Origin of the sequence: Candidatus Regiella insecticola LSR1 (assembly GCF_000143625.1) — a bacterium.
GTDB classification, from domain to species: domain Bacteria; phylum Pseudomonadota; class Gammaproteobacteria; order Enterobacterales; family Enterobacteriaceae; genus Regiella; species Regiella insecticola.
On the sequence record NZ_GL379589.1, the window covers coordinates 550,373 to 565,825 of the forward strand.

Genomic DNA, 15,453 nt, shown 5'->3' on the forward strand with positions numbered 1-15,453 from the left:
AGCTTGTACAGATGACTGCTTTACTTTTTTTATCAACGAGCACTTGTGTTTTTAAGGTGTGTCGTTTCTTTTTTCCTGAGTAAAACGGCTTTTGTTTTTTTGGGGACGTTCAATCGGCGTTTCTGTGGCATCAATAAGAACCAGCTCATACTCCCTATCCCTTTTTAATACAGCTTTGCGTCCAGGTAGGGCAAAATCAGGATGCTTTATTAGCGTATTCTCTATCCATTTAATCGTTTCATAGCATGTGCTCTCACTCACGCCATAGCTTTGGCTGACATGAAAATAAGTGCGATATTCTCGTATATACTCCAGTGCCATTAATAAGCGCTCTTCTAAACCCCGCTTGGGTTTCCGACCTCCTTTCCCTTGCTTACTCTTATCTGCTTCATTCAATATCTTTATCATCTTTTCAAATGTACTGCGTTTAACACCCGTTAAGCGACGAAATTTTTCCTCTTCCAGTACTTTTATTACTTCATATTTCATGGCGGCTCCTTGTTCAGGAGTGTTTTACCAAAATTCTTATATGAATGCTAGTTTCCGAAGAGGTCTATTCAAGGCGATCACTGAATAACATTGAAGGAGATCACTTTTTCGGCAAAATGTTATTGAGCGATCTCCATGAATATTATTAGTTCAGCTTGTCCTCTGTAGGTGTGTTTTTACCGTTATCCTGCCGTTTTATTGACGAGCAGATAACCATGTCGGCATTCCGTATATCGATGAGAAAACTAAAAGAAATACTCAGGCTAAAATACCGTTGTCAACTGAGCCATCGTCAGATTGCAAAGAGTTTATCCGTCTCCCCCTCAGTGGTGTCTCGTTACCTCAATCAGGCTGCACAACTTGGTATCAGGGATTATCCGCTTTCTCCGGAGTGGAATGAGCTAAATTTACGGGCAGCGTTCAAACAAACCCCGGTAAAAAAGAAAAAAAGCTCGCTGCCTGACTGGAGCCTGATTTGTCAGGAACTGAAGCATAAAATCATGACGCTACAGCTGTTATACGAGGAATATCAGCAGCAAAATCCAGCCAATCATTACAGGTATGCCCATTTTGCCGCCTCTACAAAAGCTGGCAGCAAGTGCAATCCCCGTCGATGCGACAAACCCACAAAGCGGGAGAAAAGCTGTTCGTCGATTATTGTGGCCCCACCCTCAACGTCACTCACCCCAAAACGGGTGAACAGCGCACAGCTCAGGTGTTTGTGGCGGTTCTCGGGGCGTCAAATTACACCTATGCCGAAGCTACCTGGAGTCAATGCTTAGAAAATTGGGTGATGAGCCATGCGCGTTGTTTTGACTTTTTCGGGGGGGTGCCTGAGTTATAGTGCCGGATAATTTAAAAAGTGGCATCGATAAAGCGTGTCGTTACGAGCCTGATTTAAATCCGACCTATCAACAACTTGCCTACCATTACGATACCGTCGTGGTAGCGGCGCGCCCTTACAAACCCAAAGATAAAGCCAAGGTTGAAGTGGCGGTACAAATTGTTGAACGTTGGATAATGGCTAAACTGAGGCGAGAGACGTTCTACAGCTTGAAGGCGTTAAATCAGCGGATACAGGAGTTGCTGATAGAACTCAATAACAAGCCGATGAAAAAGCGACCGGGCAGCCGCTTAAGCCAGTTTCAACAGATAGATAAACCGGTGTTAAAACCCTTGCCACGCTTACCCTATCGCTATACGCAGGTGACACAAGTCCGCGTCCAGATGGACTACCACGTTGAAGTGGATAAGCATTATTACTCCGTCCCGCATACGTTACTGAAACAAAAATTAGAAGCGCATGTCAGTGGAGAACTTGTCAACCTGTTTCATCGGGGTGAGCTAGTCGCGGTACATCCACGCTCACACGACGTGGGCGGTCACTCCACGCTAGAAAATCATATGCCTGAAGCCCATAAACAACAGGGTCGCTGGACAGCGTCCCGTGTTGACTACTCAGCGTCACGCCAACTCGATAAAGCCACTATCCGCTCACTGACACAAGGGGAATGGTTGAAACACCATCAAAATATACTGATTACCGGCGCTACCGGTTGCGGCAAGACTTGGTTAGCCTGTGCACTCGGTCACCATTATTGCCAGCAAGGGATGAGCGTCTTTTACTTCAGGCTCAAGCAACTGCTAGCACAAATGTACCTGGCACAAGCCCAGGGCAGTTATCGAAAATTACTGGATACATTAGCCAATTGCTCGCTTTTGCTACTCGACGATTGGGGATTAGAGCCACTTAACTCTCAGCAGCGGGGAGATTTATTGGAGCTAATCGATGCCAGATACGATCGTACTTCCACACTCATCACCAGCCAGCTCCCTGTTGCTAATTGGTACCAGATGATCGGCGAATCCACTCATGCCGATGCCATTTTAGACCGATTGCTGCACAATGCTATCAAACTAGAACTAAAGGGCGAATCAATGAGAAAATCAATAGACCTCTTCGGAAACCTACTGCGTGATACGGATCCTGCGTTGTCCGGTGCGCGCAATCCTCATGTACTTTATGTTAACGAAGGTTGCTGTGCGCCGGGCGCCTTGACTCCGCATAACGAACTACGGTTTCCAAAGAGGTCTAATGAATAAATTGACTCAAGGAGATCACTCAGGCTAACTTAAATCTCGTTCTACAGAGACGCTGAATAAGTGATCTCCTTCATTTTATTGAGTGATCTTCTTGATGATAATATGCACTTACACAGCGCCTGCTCTTTAAACTCTTCCGAATACGTCGGTTTTTCCATGATTATATCGCCTCTTTATTAGTTCCCATTAACGAAAATTAGAGGCGACAACTAGACTGACACTGGGGGCCATTGAGCATAATAGGCTGGCCGCGACGTCAATACCGTAACTTTGCGGCGCGCTCAATTGTAATGACAAGACATTGGGCTGTTGTAGCAAACTACTGCTGCTATCAAGCACGGTAAAATGTTTTTTTGGCGCCCCCTCGCCCGGAAACAGCTCTAAGGTATTGCCGGTCAGCAGTTCGCTTAATTTCACGTCATTCAGACTCACGCGCGGGCTTTTCATTTCAATACGACTGCCGGTACGCATTAAATCAATCACCGAAGGATCGATAGCCAATTCACCACGCACTTTTTTGTCAGCTTGCAGTATTAATTTCGTCAGTATTCCTACTTGTAATCCTTGGTAGATTAAGGGCGTGCGCCCTTCTTGCAAATTATTACCATTAGGCAAATCTAAGGTAATAGAAACCCCGCGTTGGCTATGAGCCAAATCCGCATACAATGGGAAGGTTTGATCCATGGTGGCATGAAGGCTATCGGCAGGAGAATCAAAAGCAATCGCGCCATTCACTAACGCACTGATGTTTTCCATTTGTATCGAAACACCATTAAGACTGAACGCGCCTTTAAAGCCAGATACATTCCAGAAACGGCTGTCATCTTTAACCAGGGTAATAAAACGAGGGTCAATCAGGACATCAATAATCACCCCTCGATGGGCTTGACCGCTGTTTTTTTGCAAACCACTTTCCGCCGCAAGACGATAATCATAAACTTTGCCTACCGGAATTTTACGATAATAAACCAGTGAGCCGATATTGAGCGAACCGAGATCATTGGCTTGCAGATGGATCATCAATTCACCGGTGTTTTGATGAAATTTGGGCTGCGTATCGAGGGCGATAAAATGCGTTTTCGGTTTACCGTTACCCGGCATCATGCCAATATAATTCCCGCCTACCAACGCATCTAGCCCAGAGACACCGGCCAAAGACGCTTTCGGTGTCACCAGCCAGAATTGCGTGCCGCTCAGTAGCTGGTCTTTCAACTCATTTTTGATATTCGCTTTAACTTCAATCTTGCTGAGGTTGTCCGTTAAATTGACCGACTGCACCCCTCCCACATCTACCCCTTGGTAACGAATAGGCGTACGACCGGCGACAATCCCAGCGGCAGATTGAAAATCAATAGTAATTTCTACCCCACGCTGTTGCCAATTGTTATAAACCAAACTGCCAGCAATCAACAAAGCAATAAAAGGCAGCAACCAAAAAGGAGAAATTCGGTATTTATGCTTAATTTGCGCTTCAATCGGTGTAGTCGGTGTTTCCTGTGGCATGTTCATCCCAAATCAATCGGCTGTCTAACCATTCAACAGCAAGAATAGTCAAAATGACTGCTGCTCCAAAATAAAAAGCAGCAGGGCCCATGGTAAACACAATAATCTGATCTCGATTAATCAGTGACATCATTAATGCAATAACAAATAAATCTAACATTGACCAACGACCGATCCAGGTGATGATGCGTAACAAACGTATCCTGGTTTTCAAGCTGTGCTGTGTCTTTAGATGAATGCTAAGCAATAACGTCAGCAAGATAATAATCTTACTTAAGGGAACCAGCACGCTAGCGATAAAAACAATCGCCGCAATCGAAAAATGGCCTGCCGAGGCCAATGAAACCACGCCAGAAAAAAGGGTATCTTCTATCCGCATCCCGTTGGCATAAACGACTGACATAGGCAATAGATTAGCAGGTAATAACAATAGCATCGCGGCAATCAACGCCGCCCAGGTTTTTTGTAAACAATGGTGACAACGGCGCTGCAAATGCAGATGGCAGCGTGTGCAACACTGGCGCTGATCAGGATAGCCACTGTAATGGCAATGATGACACACCAACAGTTTCTGCATCATTTCGTAGCATCCGAGTGAAAATGATGGCTGAGGATAAAATCGTTGCCATAATTGCTCAACATTCAAATGTATTAAAATTAATAACGTCAATAATGTTAAAAATAAATAGGCTATCAGACCCACTCCCGCACTAATCTCGGCATATTCGTTTACTTTTATACAAGTGACGATGATACCGATAAGATAAATATCCAACATGACCCATTCTTTTAACTGCTCCAGCATTAATAAGACTGGACGTAAATTTAGCCCCATGCGACTACCGAGGGTTAAATAAAGCAGAGAAAAACTGAGGATTAAAGGCGCACCTATCGTACAAAAAGCCACCATACTGGCGGTGAAGGGATCACCCTGACGAGATATCTGCCAAATACCGCTAAACAAGCTGGCATCAATCCAAGTACCGAGCAAGCGAATACTGATTAATGGCGAGCAAAAAGCAAAGGGCATTAACACCAGCATCGCGATCACGATCACCATCAGGCGATTAAGTGACCAATCCTGCCCCATGGCTATTTTTGCTCGGCAGCGAGGACAATAAGCACGTTGTTTTTTATGTAGAACAGGCAAATTAAACAGCAGATCACACTGGATACAGCGCTGAATACATCCATTCGATAACACATGATCATGATGAAGGGGCGGCATTTATACGCCTTTGATCGGGTAGGTTTCATAATTATAATATACCCCTCGCCTTTCAAGTTACGACGGCGTTGGCTGCGGGTGTTCGCCGAATCACTTAGTATGTCTACGCTCATCGGTCGGTCGCCCTGGCCGCCTTGCCGTAACTCGAACTTCATTGGGTGTAGACCTCTTTCGAAACCTACTGCATGACACGGATCCTGCGTTGCCCGGTGCGCGCAATCCTCATGTACTTATGGCAATGAAGGCTGCTGTGCGCCGGGCGCCTTGACTCCGCATCATTCGCTACGGTTTCGAAAGAGGTCTAATAACGGATGGGTGTTCTTATTTACGCTACACAGTAATTTTTGCAATAAGTTTATACTTATCCATTCCATTTTTACGAACTTATGTAACATCAGGTGGTAATTGTTAATCATGCCATTATAATGACGACTGTGACGCCGATGCTGATTGGCAAACTCGTTGTAATCAGGAAACTTCATGGAAAATCAACCTAAGTTGAACAACAACAAAGAAATTATAGCTTTTTTAGCCGAACGCTTTCCGCAATGTTTCACCACAAAAGGTAAAGCGTTTCCATTAAAAATCCGTATCTTTCAAGACTTAGTCGCACGAATTGAAGAGCTCAATAACGTCAGTAAAACAAAATTACGCGCCGCGTTACGACGTTATACCTCAAGTTGGCGCTACCTTTACGAAATAAAAATAGGCATTGAACGTGTTGATCTAGAAGGTAATCCCTGTGGAAAATTGGAACAACAACACGTTGATCATGCTAAAAAACAACTAGAAGAGGCCAAAGCACATCTACAGCTAAAAAAAGCAGAACAACAAATTAAAAAACCGAAACCCGCGGCACCGAATGCTAAAATTCCCACACAGCAACAACCCAAGCATTCACCGCTGCCAGATTCAGCGCATCAAATAGTAAAGCCGATCCCCGCCTCTTCTACGCCTTCGACAACGATGCCTGAACTAAAAATTGGTCAAACAATTAAAGTCAAAGCGGGGCAAAAAGCAATGAATGGAACGGTATTAGAATTTGTTAAGAATGGCATACGAGTACAGCTCTCTTCTGGTCTGGCGATGATTGTACGCGCTGAGCATTTGCAGCTCTGATACAAGGCGAATTTAAGCATGAACAAATTAGTCAAGCTCACCGTCGTTGCTTGTTTGTTTTTAACAACGGGCGGCAGGTGTGCACAGGATAAAATCCACCGTATTGATCAGTTACCACAGTTGCATCAAGAGCCTCAGCACGAAACCGTCAGTAAACGTATTACTTCACGCTTCCTTCACTCCCATTATCGTCAATTTGATCTAGACGACACATTCTCTAGTCAAATTTTTGATCGCTATCTCAATATGCTTGATTACAGTCACAATGTCTTACTGGCATCTGATATAGCGCATTTCGCGGCTAAAAAGACAGAAATAGGTAACGAATTAAAATCGGGTCAATTAGACACGCCCTACGCATTATTTAATCTCGCCCAAAAACGACGCTTTGAACGCTACCAATATGCGCTCTCTCTACTCGACAAGCCGATGGTTTTTACCACTAACGATAGTATTGATCTTGATCGTGCTAAAGCACCCTGGCCAACTAGCGAAGCTGAATTAAATAAACTTTGGGATGCTAAAGTTAAATTTGAACAGCTCAATCTTAAACTGAGTGGTAAAACAGACAAAGAGATTAAAGACACACTGAACAAGCGTTATTATTCAGTATTAAAACGCATTGTACAAAGTAATAGTGAAGATGTGTTTCAACTCATTGCCAATGCATTCGCCCGCGAGATTGATCCGCATACCAGTTACCTCTCGCCACGCAATACAGAACAATTTAATACCGAGATGAGTCTGTCTTTGGAAGGCATTGGAGCAGTGTTACAAATGGATGAGGATGATTACACCTTAATTAATTCCATCGTTCCAGGGGGGCCGGCGGCAAAAAGCAAATCGATTGTCATTGGGGATCGTATCGTGGGTATTGCTCAGGAAAATAACTCCATGGTTGATGTGGTTGGTTGGCGTTTGGACGATGTGGTGGCATTAATAAAAGGCCCCAAGGGCACTAAGGTGCATTTAGATATTTTACCCGCAGCTAAAGGCAGCAAACATAAAACCGTTACCTTGATTAGAGAACGCATTCGCTTAGAAGATCGGGCAGTAAAAGTGTCAATAAAAACGGTCGATAAAAAGCAGGTCGAAGTATTTGATATTCCTGGTTTTTATGTTGGATTAACTGAAGATGTAAAAGTCCAGTTACAAAAATTAGCCGCAAAAAATATCCAGAGTATTGTTATTGATCTACGCGGTAATGGCGGTGGTGCTCTGAGTGAAGCGGTGTCGCTTTCCGGATTGTTCATCCCCAGTGGCCCTGTTGTTCAGATACGTGATAATAACGGCAAGATACGTGAAGACAGTGATACCAATGACCGTATTGACTATACCGGCCCATTGGTGGTCTTGATCGACCGTTACAGCGCCTCTGCTTCAGAGATTTTTGCTGCCGCTCTACAAGATTATCAGCGGGCAGTGATCGTAGGTGAACCTACCTTTGGCAAGGGAACAGTGCAGCAATATCGTTCACTCAATCGTATGTATGACCCACTATTGCGGCCAGAATGGCCGATACTGGGTTCAGTGCAATATACCATCCAAAAATTTTATCGGGTGAATGGGGGCAGCACCCAGCGTAAAGGTGTCAAACCGGATATTGTTATGCCAACGATTAGCGATTCAGAAGAAACGGGTGAAAGCCTTGAAGATAACGCGCTACCCTGGGACAGTATTCCAGCGGCAACTTATGCCAAAGTAGATAATTTACACCCCTTAATTGCGGCTCTAAGCAAGGAACATGCAGCACGGATAGCAGTTGATGCTGAATTCCAAAATATTAAACAAGACATTGCTCGCTATAACGCATTAAAAGATAAAAAGAACATCGTTTCACTTAACTATGATCAACGTGTCAAAGAGAATCAAAATGATGATGCAATTAGTTTAACCCGTCTCAATGAACATTTTAAACGGCAAGGTAAGAAACCATTAAAATCATTGACGGATCTGCCCAAAGACTATCAAGCACCGGATCCTTATTTGGATGAAAGTGTTCGTATTGCACTTGATTTGGCTTATTTCAGCAACACGAAAATTAACAATAACGAGATTAAAAATTAAAAACACAGCATTAGATATCATTACGCTGCAATAACACTTGAAAATTTTCCAAATGGCCATAGGATAAGTGCAATGATTCAATATACTGGCTGAGTTAATACTGCAAACAACAGTGGCCAAAAAATAGGGAATAAATTTTTATGATGCGTATAGCGCTTTTTCTGCTTACCAACCTAGCGGTAATGCTTGTTTTCGGATTAGTACTTAGCTTAACAGGAATCAAATCAAGTAGTATGTCAGGTCTGATGATTATGGCGGCACTATTTGGTTTTGGTGGTTCCATTGTCTCTTTGCTACTCTCTAAGTGGATGGCATTACGTTCAGTCGGAGGCGAAGTCATAGAACAACCACGTAACGAAACTGAACGCTGGTTACTCGATATCGTTCAGCAACAATCAAAGCAAGCGGGCATTGCGATGCCTCAAGTCGCTGTTTACCCCGCCCCGGATATCAATGCTTTTGCTACCGGAGCACGCCGAAATGCTTCCTTAGTGGCGGTCAGTAGTGGGTTATTAGAAAACATGAGTCGTGATGAAGCAGAAGCGGTTATTGCTCATGAAATCAGCCACATTGCTAATGGTGATATGGTAACCATGACGCTGATCCAGGGCATTGTAAACACCTTCGTGATTTTTATCTCACGCATCATTGCTCAAGCGGCTAGTAGTTTTCTTTCTGGCGATAGAGAAGAGGGAAGCGAGGAAAATAACTCAGGTAATCCCATCGTCTATTTTGTCATCTCTATGGTATTAGAGTTAGTCTTCGGTATTCTTGCTAGTATGATTACGATGTGGTTTTCACGTCATCGTGAGTTTCATGCGGATGCCGGTTCGGCCAAATTGGTCGGGCGTGAAAAAATGATTGCCGCTCTACAACGATTAAAAACCAGCCATGAACCGGAAGAAGCCAGTAGTATGATGGCATTTTGCATCAATGGTAAATCGCGATCTTTCAGCGAATTCTTCATGTCGCATCCACCACTGGATAAACGTATAGAAGCACTGCGTTCAGGACAATATCTAAACTAGTCAAGACTTCTTTCATAACCCCTACTATAAGCTACTGCGTGATGTGAATTTCTGCGTTACGCGGTGCTCGCAATCCTCATGTATTCGCATGAGCACTACGGTTACTGTGCGCCGAGCACCTTGCCTTCACACCACTAGCGACGGTTCTGCAAGAAATCTATTGTATGCTTAAATAAAACATCACGAATATCACTGGGAAAATAACACAATAGACCTCTTCGGAAACTAGCATTCATATAAGAATTTTGGTAAAACACTCCTGAACAAGGAGCCGCCATGAAATATGAAGTAATAAAAGTACTGGAAGAGGAAAAATTTCGTCGCTTAACGGGTGTTAAACGCAGTACATTTGAAAAGATGATAAAGATATTGAATGAAGCAGATAAGAGTAAGCAAGGGAAAGGAGGTCGGAAACCCAAGCGGGGTTTAGAAGAGCGCTTATTAATGGCACTGGAGTATATACGAGAATATCGCACTTATTTTCATGTCAGCCAAAGCTATGGCGTGAGTGAGAGCACATGCTATGAAACGATTAAATGGATAGAGAATACACTAATAAAGCATCCTGATTTTGCCCTACCTGGACGCAAAGCTGTATTAAAAAGGGATAGGGAGTATGAGCTGGTTCTTATTGATGCCACAGAAACGCCGATTGAACGTCCCCAAAAAAACAAAAGCCGTTTTACTCAGGAAAAAAGAAACGACACACCTTAAAAACACAAGTGCTCGTTGATAAAAAAAGTAAAGCAGTCATCTGTACAAGCTTTACGAATGGGAGGCGCCATGATTTTAGGTTGTTTAAGGAGTCTGGTGTGCGAATACATCCTGACATCAAAACAGTTACCGATACAGGTTACCAAGGGCTTGGCAAGATTCATTCAAACTCGGCGTTGCCTAAGAAAAAGACAAAGAAAAATCCCTTAACAAAAGAAGATAAACGCAACAATCGTGCGTTATCAAGCCAGCGTGTATTAAACGAACATGTCATTGGTATGATTAAAAGATTTAAAATTGTATCAGACCGTTATCGAAACAGGCGAAAACGTTTTGGATTAAGATTTAATCTGATTGCTGCAATTTATAATATGGAAATTAGATAAATGATAGTTTCCGAAGAGGTCTAATGAATAGATTGTCAATTCTGTTTCTCATACTGTTAATGGCTGGATGTAGCTCTGATCGATTTGTTGATCGAGGTGACTATAAAGCGGATACAAGTTTCCCTGCTGTTGGTCAAAATGATCGGGTAAGTTCTTTAGTTCTACACTACACGGCGCTCAATGACGAAAAATCAATAAAAGTCCTCACCCAAAGACAAGTCAGTGCCCACTATCTTGTTCTTGAACATCCTGAAAAAGAGCGAGGTAAACCTGTCGTTTTACAATTGGTTGATGAAAAGGCAAGAGCTTGGCACGCAGGTGTCAGCAATTGGCGAGGCCGTAGTAATTTAAATGACTCTTCTATCGGAATTGAAATTGTTAATTTAGGTTATACCAAAACGTTTTTCGGTAAAAAATGGTATCCGTTTAATCAGCAGCAGATCGAACTGATTACCCATTTAACCAAAGATATTGTGAAGCGTTATAAGCTTGATCCAACCAATGTCATTGCTCACAGTGATATTGCACCACTCAGAAAATCCGATCCAGGCCCTCTTTTTCCATGGAAAGGCCTAGCTAGCATAGGGGTGGGAGCATGGCCAGATGAAAATGTGGTCAAAAAATACATCGCGCATAGAGATAAATACGCGATAGCTTCAGTCAGTGAGATCCAAAAAGCATTGGCCAAATATGGTTATACTATCCCGCAAACGGGTGAATTAGATAAAGAAACCAAGCGAGTTATCAGCGCCTTTCAGATGCATTTCAGACCCGCCGATTTTAGTGGCACGCCTGATGTAGAAACGGAAGCCATTGCCCTGGCACTGGTAGAGAAATACCGCTCTAAATAATACGCTTTTATCCTCATACTTTTCAGTGTGAGGATAAAATGTAGGATGCCATTATTATTTTTTGTATGGCAGTAAAAAAATCAAATACGGGTCGAGTAGCCCAAGGGGATCTCACCCTCAGGCTCTCACGCAACCGGACGTGAATCTCTCGATTCATCCGGCTCCTATCGTCCAGCACGGGTAATCGACCAATGGACAAAGAGTCTTGGCCAGAGCGTGACCACAGGCTTAAGCCACGCTGTCGCCCTTGAGGCACTATTACCTAGCCGTTTGTATTTCCGTTTGGCCAACGCACAAGTGCAAAATCGAGTTGGTCAAAGAGCGAGGCTAATTTCGACTTGTAGAACTTACCGTAATAGTTCATCCAGCCCAGTAGGACGCGATTGAAGCTATCGGCCAGCTTCTTGATCGTCAACTGTGTCCATCGATGTATTTTCCAACTTCGAATCTTCTCGCGCATCGCTTTGGCAGATTTCACGCTCACTGCGGGCAGAAAACTGAGGAACAATGTACCATCACGACGTTGTGCACATCGCGGTTGGAATCTGTACCCCAGAAAATCGAAGTGGATCACTGGATAGTGACCTTTCCTCGACCCATCCTTGCAGTAGACCACTTTCGTCTTGTCCGGGTGAAGGGCAGGGCGGGATCCAACTCATTAATTAATCAATTTTAGATTAGACCTCTTCGGAAACTAGCATTCATGAGGAATTTTGGTAAAACACTCCTGAACAAGGAGCCGCCATGAAATATGAAGTAATAAAAGTACTGGAAGAGGAAAAATTTCGTCGCTTAACGGGTGTTAAACGCAGTACATTTGAAAAGATGATAAAGATATTGAATGAAGCAGATAAGAGTAAGCAAGGGAAAGGAGGTCGGAAACCCAAGCGGGGTTTAGAAGAGCGCTTATTAATGGCACTGGAGTATATACGAGAATATCGCACTTATTTTCATGTCAGCCAAAGCTATGGCGTGAGTGAGAGCACATGCTATGAAACGATTAAATGGATAGAGAATACGCTAATAAAGCATCCTGATTTTGCCCTACCTGGACGCAAAGCTGTATTAAAAAGGGATAGGGAGTATGAGCTGGTTCTTATTGATGCCACAGAAACGCCGATTGAACGTCCCCAAAAAAACAAAAGCCGTTTTACTCAGGAAAAAAGAAACGACACACCTTAAAAACACAAGTGCTCGTTGATAAAAAAAGTAAAGCAGTCATCTGTACAAGCTTTACGAATGGGAGGCGCCATGATTTTAGGTTGTTTAAGGAGTCTGGTGTGCGAATACATCCTGACATCAAAACAGTTACCGATACAGGTTACCAAGGGCTTGGCAAGATTCATTCAAACTCGGCGTTGCCTAAGAAAAAGACAAAGAAAAATCCCTTAACAAAAGAAGATAAACGCAACAATCGTGCGTTATCAAGCCAGCGTGTATTAAACGAACATGTCATTGGTATGATTAAAAGATTTAAAATTGTATCAGACCGTTATCGAAACAGGCGAAAACGTTTTGGATTAAGATTTAATCTGATTGCTGCAATTTATAACATGGAAATTAGATAAATGATAGTTTCCGAAGAGGTCTAGTGATATCTGTTCCAAAAAATGAAGCATTGATTGAAAATAGTATCAAGTCGACAGGTCTCCCAGATGATCTGGTAAAGATACTGGATGCAAAAGATAAAACATTAGATAGAACTTTAGATGGAGGAGCATCATTATTATCAGAGGTCATGTCCTCATTACGTGATAATGAAAATACAGTGAGTCATAATAATTTTAATCGTAATATATATAGTGATAGCACTAATTTCTTGGCGGTAGGAAATTAGTGTTTTCGTATAATTTTTATTTATTTTTTCTGAACGGTTTATTATAAATTTAAGGCCAAATAGAAAAAATATATTTGGCTTTCTGGCATTTTTTCCTTTTTGTTATTAATCGATATCTCTATCTCGCACTCCTATTATTATTTAACCAGTAATAAATCAATTTTTCTCAAAAATCGAGCGGTTAAATTTTATCTGTTTTAAATCAAAACCAATCAATTTTACTGATTATTATTCAGTAAAGGGTAAAAATTATAAAGTGCGTTTGTTGTAATATACCCAATAAATTTCGAGTTACGGCAAAGCGGCAATCAATCGAATCCCAGGGGTGTGGTACGTGACAGAGGATGAATGATCGCTGCCAAAAACGCGGCGACTTGAAAGGCGAAGGGTATAGACAATAAAAAAACAGCGAACAGATGATCTGTTCGCTGTACTATAGATAGTGGACTTTGTAGAAAGTAGAAACTTTCTACGCAGCGGAGATTACATCATTCCGCCCATTCCGCCCATACCAGCAGCGCCCATATCAGCACCTTTGTTTTTATCATTCGGCAAATCACCAATCATACAAGCAGTAGTAATCATTAGGCCGGCAATAGATGCAGCATATTGCAATGCAGAACGTGTCACCTTGGTTGGATCCAAAATGCCGATTTCTACCATATCACCGTACTCTTCAGTCTGTGCATTGTAGCCGTAGTTACCTTTACCACTTTTTACATTATTAGCGATAACAGAGGCTTCTTCACCCGCATTGATCACGATTTGACGTAATGGGGCTTCCATCGCGCGTAAGGCAACTTTAATACCGACATTTTGGTCTTCGTTATCACCTTTCAGATTACCGATCAACGCAGCAGCACGGATCAAGGCCACCCCACCACCAGCAACCACACCTTCCTCTACTGCGGCACGAGTGGCTTGCAGCGCATCTTCCACACGCGCTTTTTTCTCTTTCATTTCTATTTCAGTAGCAGCACCTACCTTAATCACCGCTACGCCACCAGCAAGTTTCGCCACACGCTCTTGTAGTTTTTCTCTGTCGTAATCGGATGTGACGTCTTCAATCTGTTTCTTGATAGAACAAACACAGTCAGCTATAGCAGCTGGATCACCTGCGCCATCAATAATAGTAGTATTATCTTTAGTGATAATGACACGTTTTGCTTGACCTAAATCTTTCAAAATAGTTTTTTCAAGCTCTAGACCAATCTCTTCAGCAATAACAGTACCTTTAGTTAGTACAGCAATATCTTGCAACATGGCTTTACGACGGTCACCAAAGCCAGGTGCTTTAACCGCAGCTACTTTGACAATACCACGCATGGTGTTAACTACCAGTGTTGCCAATGCTTCACCTTCAACATCTTCAGCAATAACGAGCAGTGATTTACCTGCTTTCGCGACAGCTTCCAAGATAGGCAGCAGTTCACGAATATTACTTATTTTCTTATCGACTAACAGGATAGACGGAGTGTCAAGCTCAGCAGTCATAGTATCTTGCTTATTACAGAAATAAGGAGACAAGTAACCACGATCAAACTGCATACCTTCTACCACATCCAGCTCATTTTCTAAACCGGAGCCATCTTCAACGGTAATAACACCTTCTTTACCGACTTTTTCCATCGCTCTCGCAATCAATTTACCGACGGTTTCATCAGCATTAGCAGAGATAGTCCCAACTTGGGTGATAGCTTTGCTATCGGTGCAAGGCTTAGAAAGTTTTTTCAGCTCTTCTACAGCAGCAGTCACCGCCTTATCAATACCACGTTTTAAATCCATTGGATTCATGCCGGCAGCAACGGCTTTTAAGCCCTCAGTAATGATAGCTTGTGCCAATACAGTTGCTGTAGTAGTACCATCACCCGCGGCATCATTAGATTTAGAGGCAACCTCTTTTACCATCTGCGCGCCCATGTTTTCGAACTTGTCTTCGAGTTCGATTTCTTTAGCAACAGAAACACCGTCTTTAGTGATAGTAGGGGAACCAAAAGATTTATCTAACACCACATTGCGGCCTTTAGGTCCCAAGGTTACTTTTACTGCATCAGCAAGAATATTCACACCGCGTAACATTTTTTTGCGGGCGTTATCGCCAAATTTTACATCTTTAGCTGCCATGGTT

11 protein-coding genes and 3 pseudogenes are annotated in these 15,453 nt (G+C 42.9%); 8 read left to right on the forward strand and 6 right to left on the reverse strand.

Annotation, left to right across the window (positions count from 1 at the left end; genetic code table 11):
- Window positions 1–489: pseudogene (locus REG_RS03075) on the reverse strand (IS5-like element ISRein1 family transposase); the annotation flags it as partial.
- Between the two features lie 215 nt (window positions 490–704).
- Here REG_RS03075 and istA point away from each other — a divergent pair.
- Window positions 705–2,592 (forward strand): annotated as a pseudogene (istA, locus tag REG_RS14020) (IS21 family transposase).
- A gap of 226 nt (window positions 2,593–2,818) precedes the next feature.
- Here istA and REG_RS03090 read toward each other — a convergent pair.
- From REG_RS03090 to REG_RS14025, 3 genes and pseudogenes are all read right to left on the reverse strand, one after another.
- Window positions 2,819–4,095, reverse strand: a pseudogene (locus tag REG_RS03090) (PqiB family protein); the annotation flags it as partial.
- A complete protein-coding gene (gene yebS / locus REG_RS03095) occupies window positions 4,064–5,299 on the reverse strand; it encodes a membrane integrity lipid transport subunit YebS (protein WP_260200185.1) in 1,236 nt (411 codons plus the stop codon). The pseudogene REG_RS03090 and the gene yebS, both read right to left, overlap by 32 nt.
- Window positions 5,188–5,478: a hypothetical protein gene (locus REG_RS14025; RefSeq protein WP_260200175.1), complete on the reverse strand. Its 291-nt coding sequence runs from the start codon at window positions 5,476–5,478 to the stop codon at window positions 5,188–5,190. The genes yebS and REG_RS14025 overlap by 112 nt, the downstream gene beginning before the upstream one ends.
- Window positions 5,479–5,803: 325 nt before the next feature.
- Between REG_RS14025 and proQ the strand changes: the two genes are divergently transcribed.
- From proQ to REG_RS03125, 5 genes are all read left to right on the forward strand, one after another.
- The gene (gene proQ, locus REG_RS03100; protein ID WP_006704425.1) at window positions 5,804–6,442 is read left to right on the forward strand and encodes an RNA chaperone ProQ; all 639 of its coding nucleotides are present in this window, start codon (window positions 5,804–5,806) and stop codon (window positions 6,440–6,442) included.
- Between the two features lie 18 nt (window positions 6,443–6,460).
- Window positions 6,461–8,509: a carboxy terminal-processing peptidase gene (gene prc, locus REG_RS03105; protein ID WP_006704426.1), complete on the forward strand. Its 2,049-nt coding sequence runs from the start codon at window positions 6,461–6,463 to the stop codon at window positions 8,507–8,509.
- A gap of 140 nt (window positions 8,510–8,649) precedes the next feature.
- On the forward strand, window positions 8,650–9,537 hold the full coding sequence (gene htpX / locus REG_RS03110; protein WP_006704427.1) for a protease HtpX: 888 nt from the start codon (window positions 8,650–8,652) through the stop codon (window positions 9,535–9,537).
- A 276-nt stretch (window positions 9,538–9,813) separates the two neighbouring features.
- Window positions 9,814–10,637, forward strand: a protein-coding gene (locus tag REG_RS11840; protein WP_260200023.1) for an IS5-like element ISRein1 family transposase whose coding sequence is annotated in 2 segments (ribosomal slippage) — window positions 9,814–10,201 and window positions 10,201–10,637 — 825 coding nt in all. Because the reading frame shifts where the segments join, the coding sequence is not laid out codon by codon here.
- A gap of 23 nt (window positions 10,638–10,660) precedes the next feature.
- The gene (locus REG_RS03125) at window positions 10,661–11,488 is read left to right on the forward strand and encodes an N-acetylmuramoyl-L-alanine amidase (RefSeq protein ID WP_006704428.1); all 828 of its coding nucleotides are present in this window, start codon (window positions 10,661–10,663) and stop codon (window positions 11,486–11,488) included.
- Between the two features lie 262 nt (window positions 11,489–11,750).
- Here the strand turns inward: REG_RS03125 and REG_RS14550 are convergent, their stop codons facing one another.
- Complete coding sequence (locus REG_RS14550) at window positions 11,751–11,948, reverse strand: group II intron maturase-specific domain-containing protein (RefSeq protein WP_407078942.1); 198 nt, start codon at window positions 11,946–11,948, stop codon at window positions 11,751–11,753.
- A 284-nt stretch (window positions 11,949–12,232) separates the two neighbouring features.
- Here REG_RS14550 and REG_RS11845 point away from each other — a divergent pair.
- A protein-coding gene (locus REG_RS11845; RefSeq protein WP_260200023.1) for an IS5-like element ISRein1 family transposase occupies window positions 12,233–13,056 on the forward strand; the annotation gives its coding sequence in 2 pieces (ribosomal slippage) (window positions 12,233–12,620 and window positions 12,620–13,056; 825 coding nt in all).
- 23 nt (window positions 13,057–13,079) lie between these two features.
- Window positions 13,080–13,325 (forward strand): hypothetical protein, encoded by a 246-nt coding sequence (locus REG_RS03145; protein WP_039906993.1) that lies wholly within the window; start codon window positions 13,080–13,082, stop codon window positions 13,323–13,325.
- A 483-nt stretch (window positions 13,326–13,808) separates the two neighbouring features.
- On the opposite strand, the gene groL is transcribed toward REG_RS03145, so the two are convergent.
- Window positions 13,809–15,449 carry a chaperonin GroEL gene (gene groL, locus REG_RS03150; RefSeq protein ID WP_039906994.1) on the reverse strand — a complete coding sequence of 547 codons (1,641 nt, stop codon included), beginning with the start codon at window positions 15,447–15,449 and terminating at the stop codon, window positions 13,809–13,811.
- Between the last annotated feature and the right edge of the window lie 4 nt (window positions 15,450–15,453).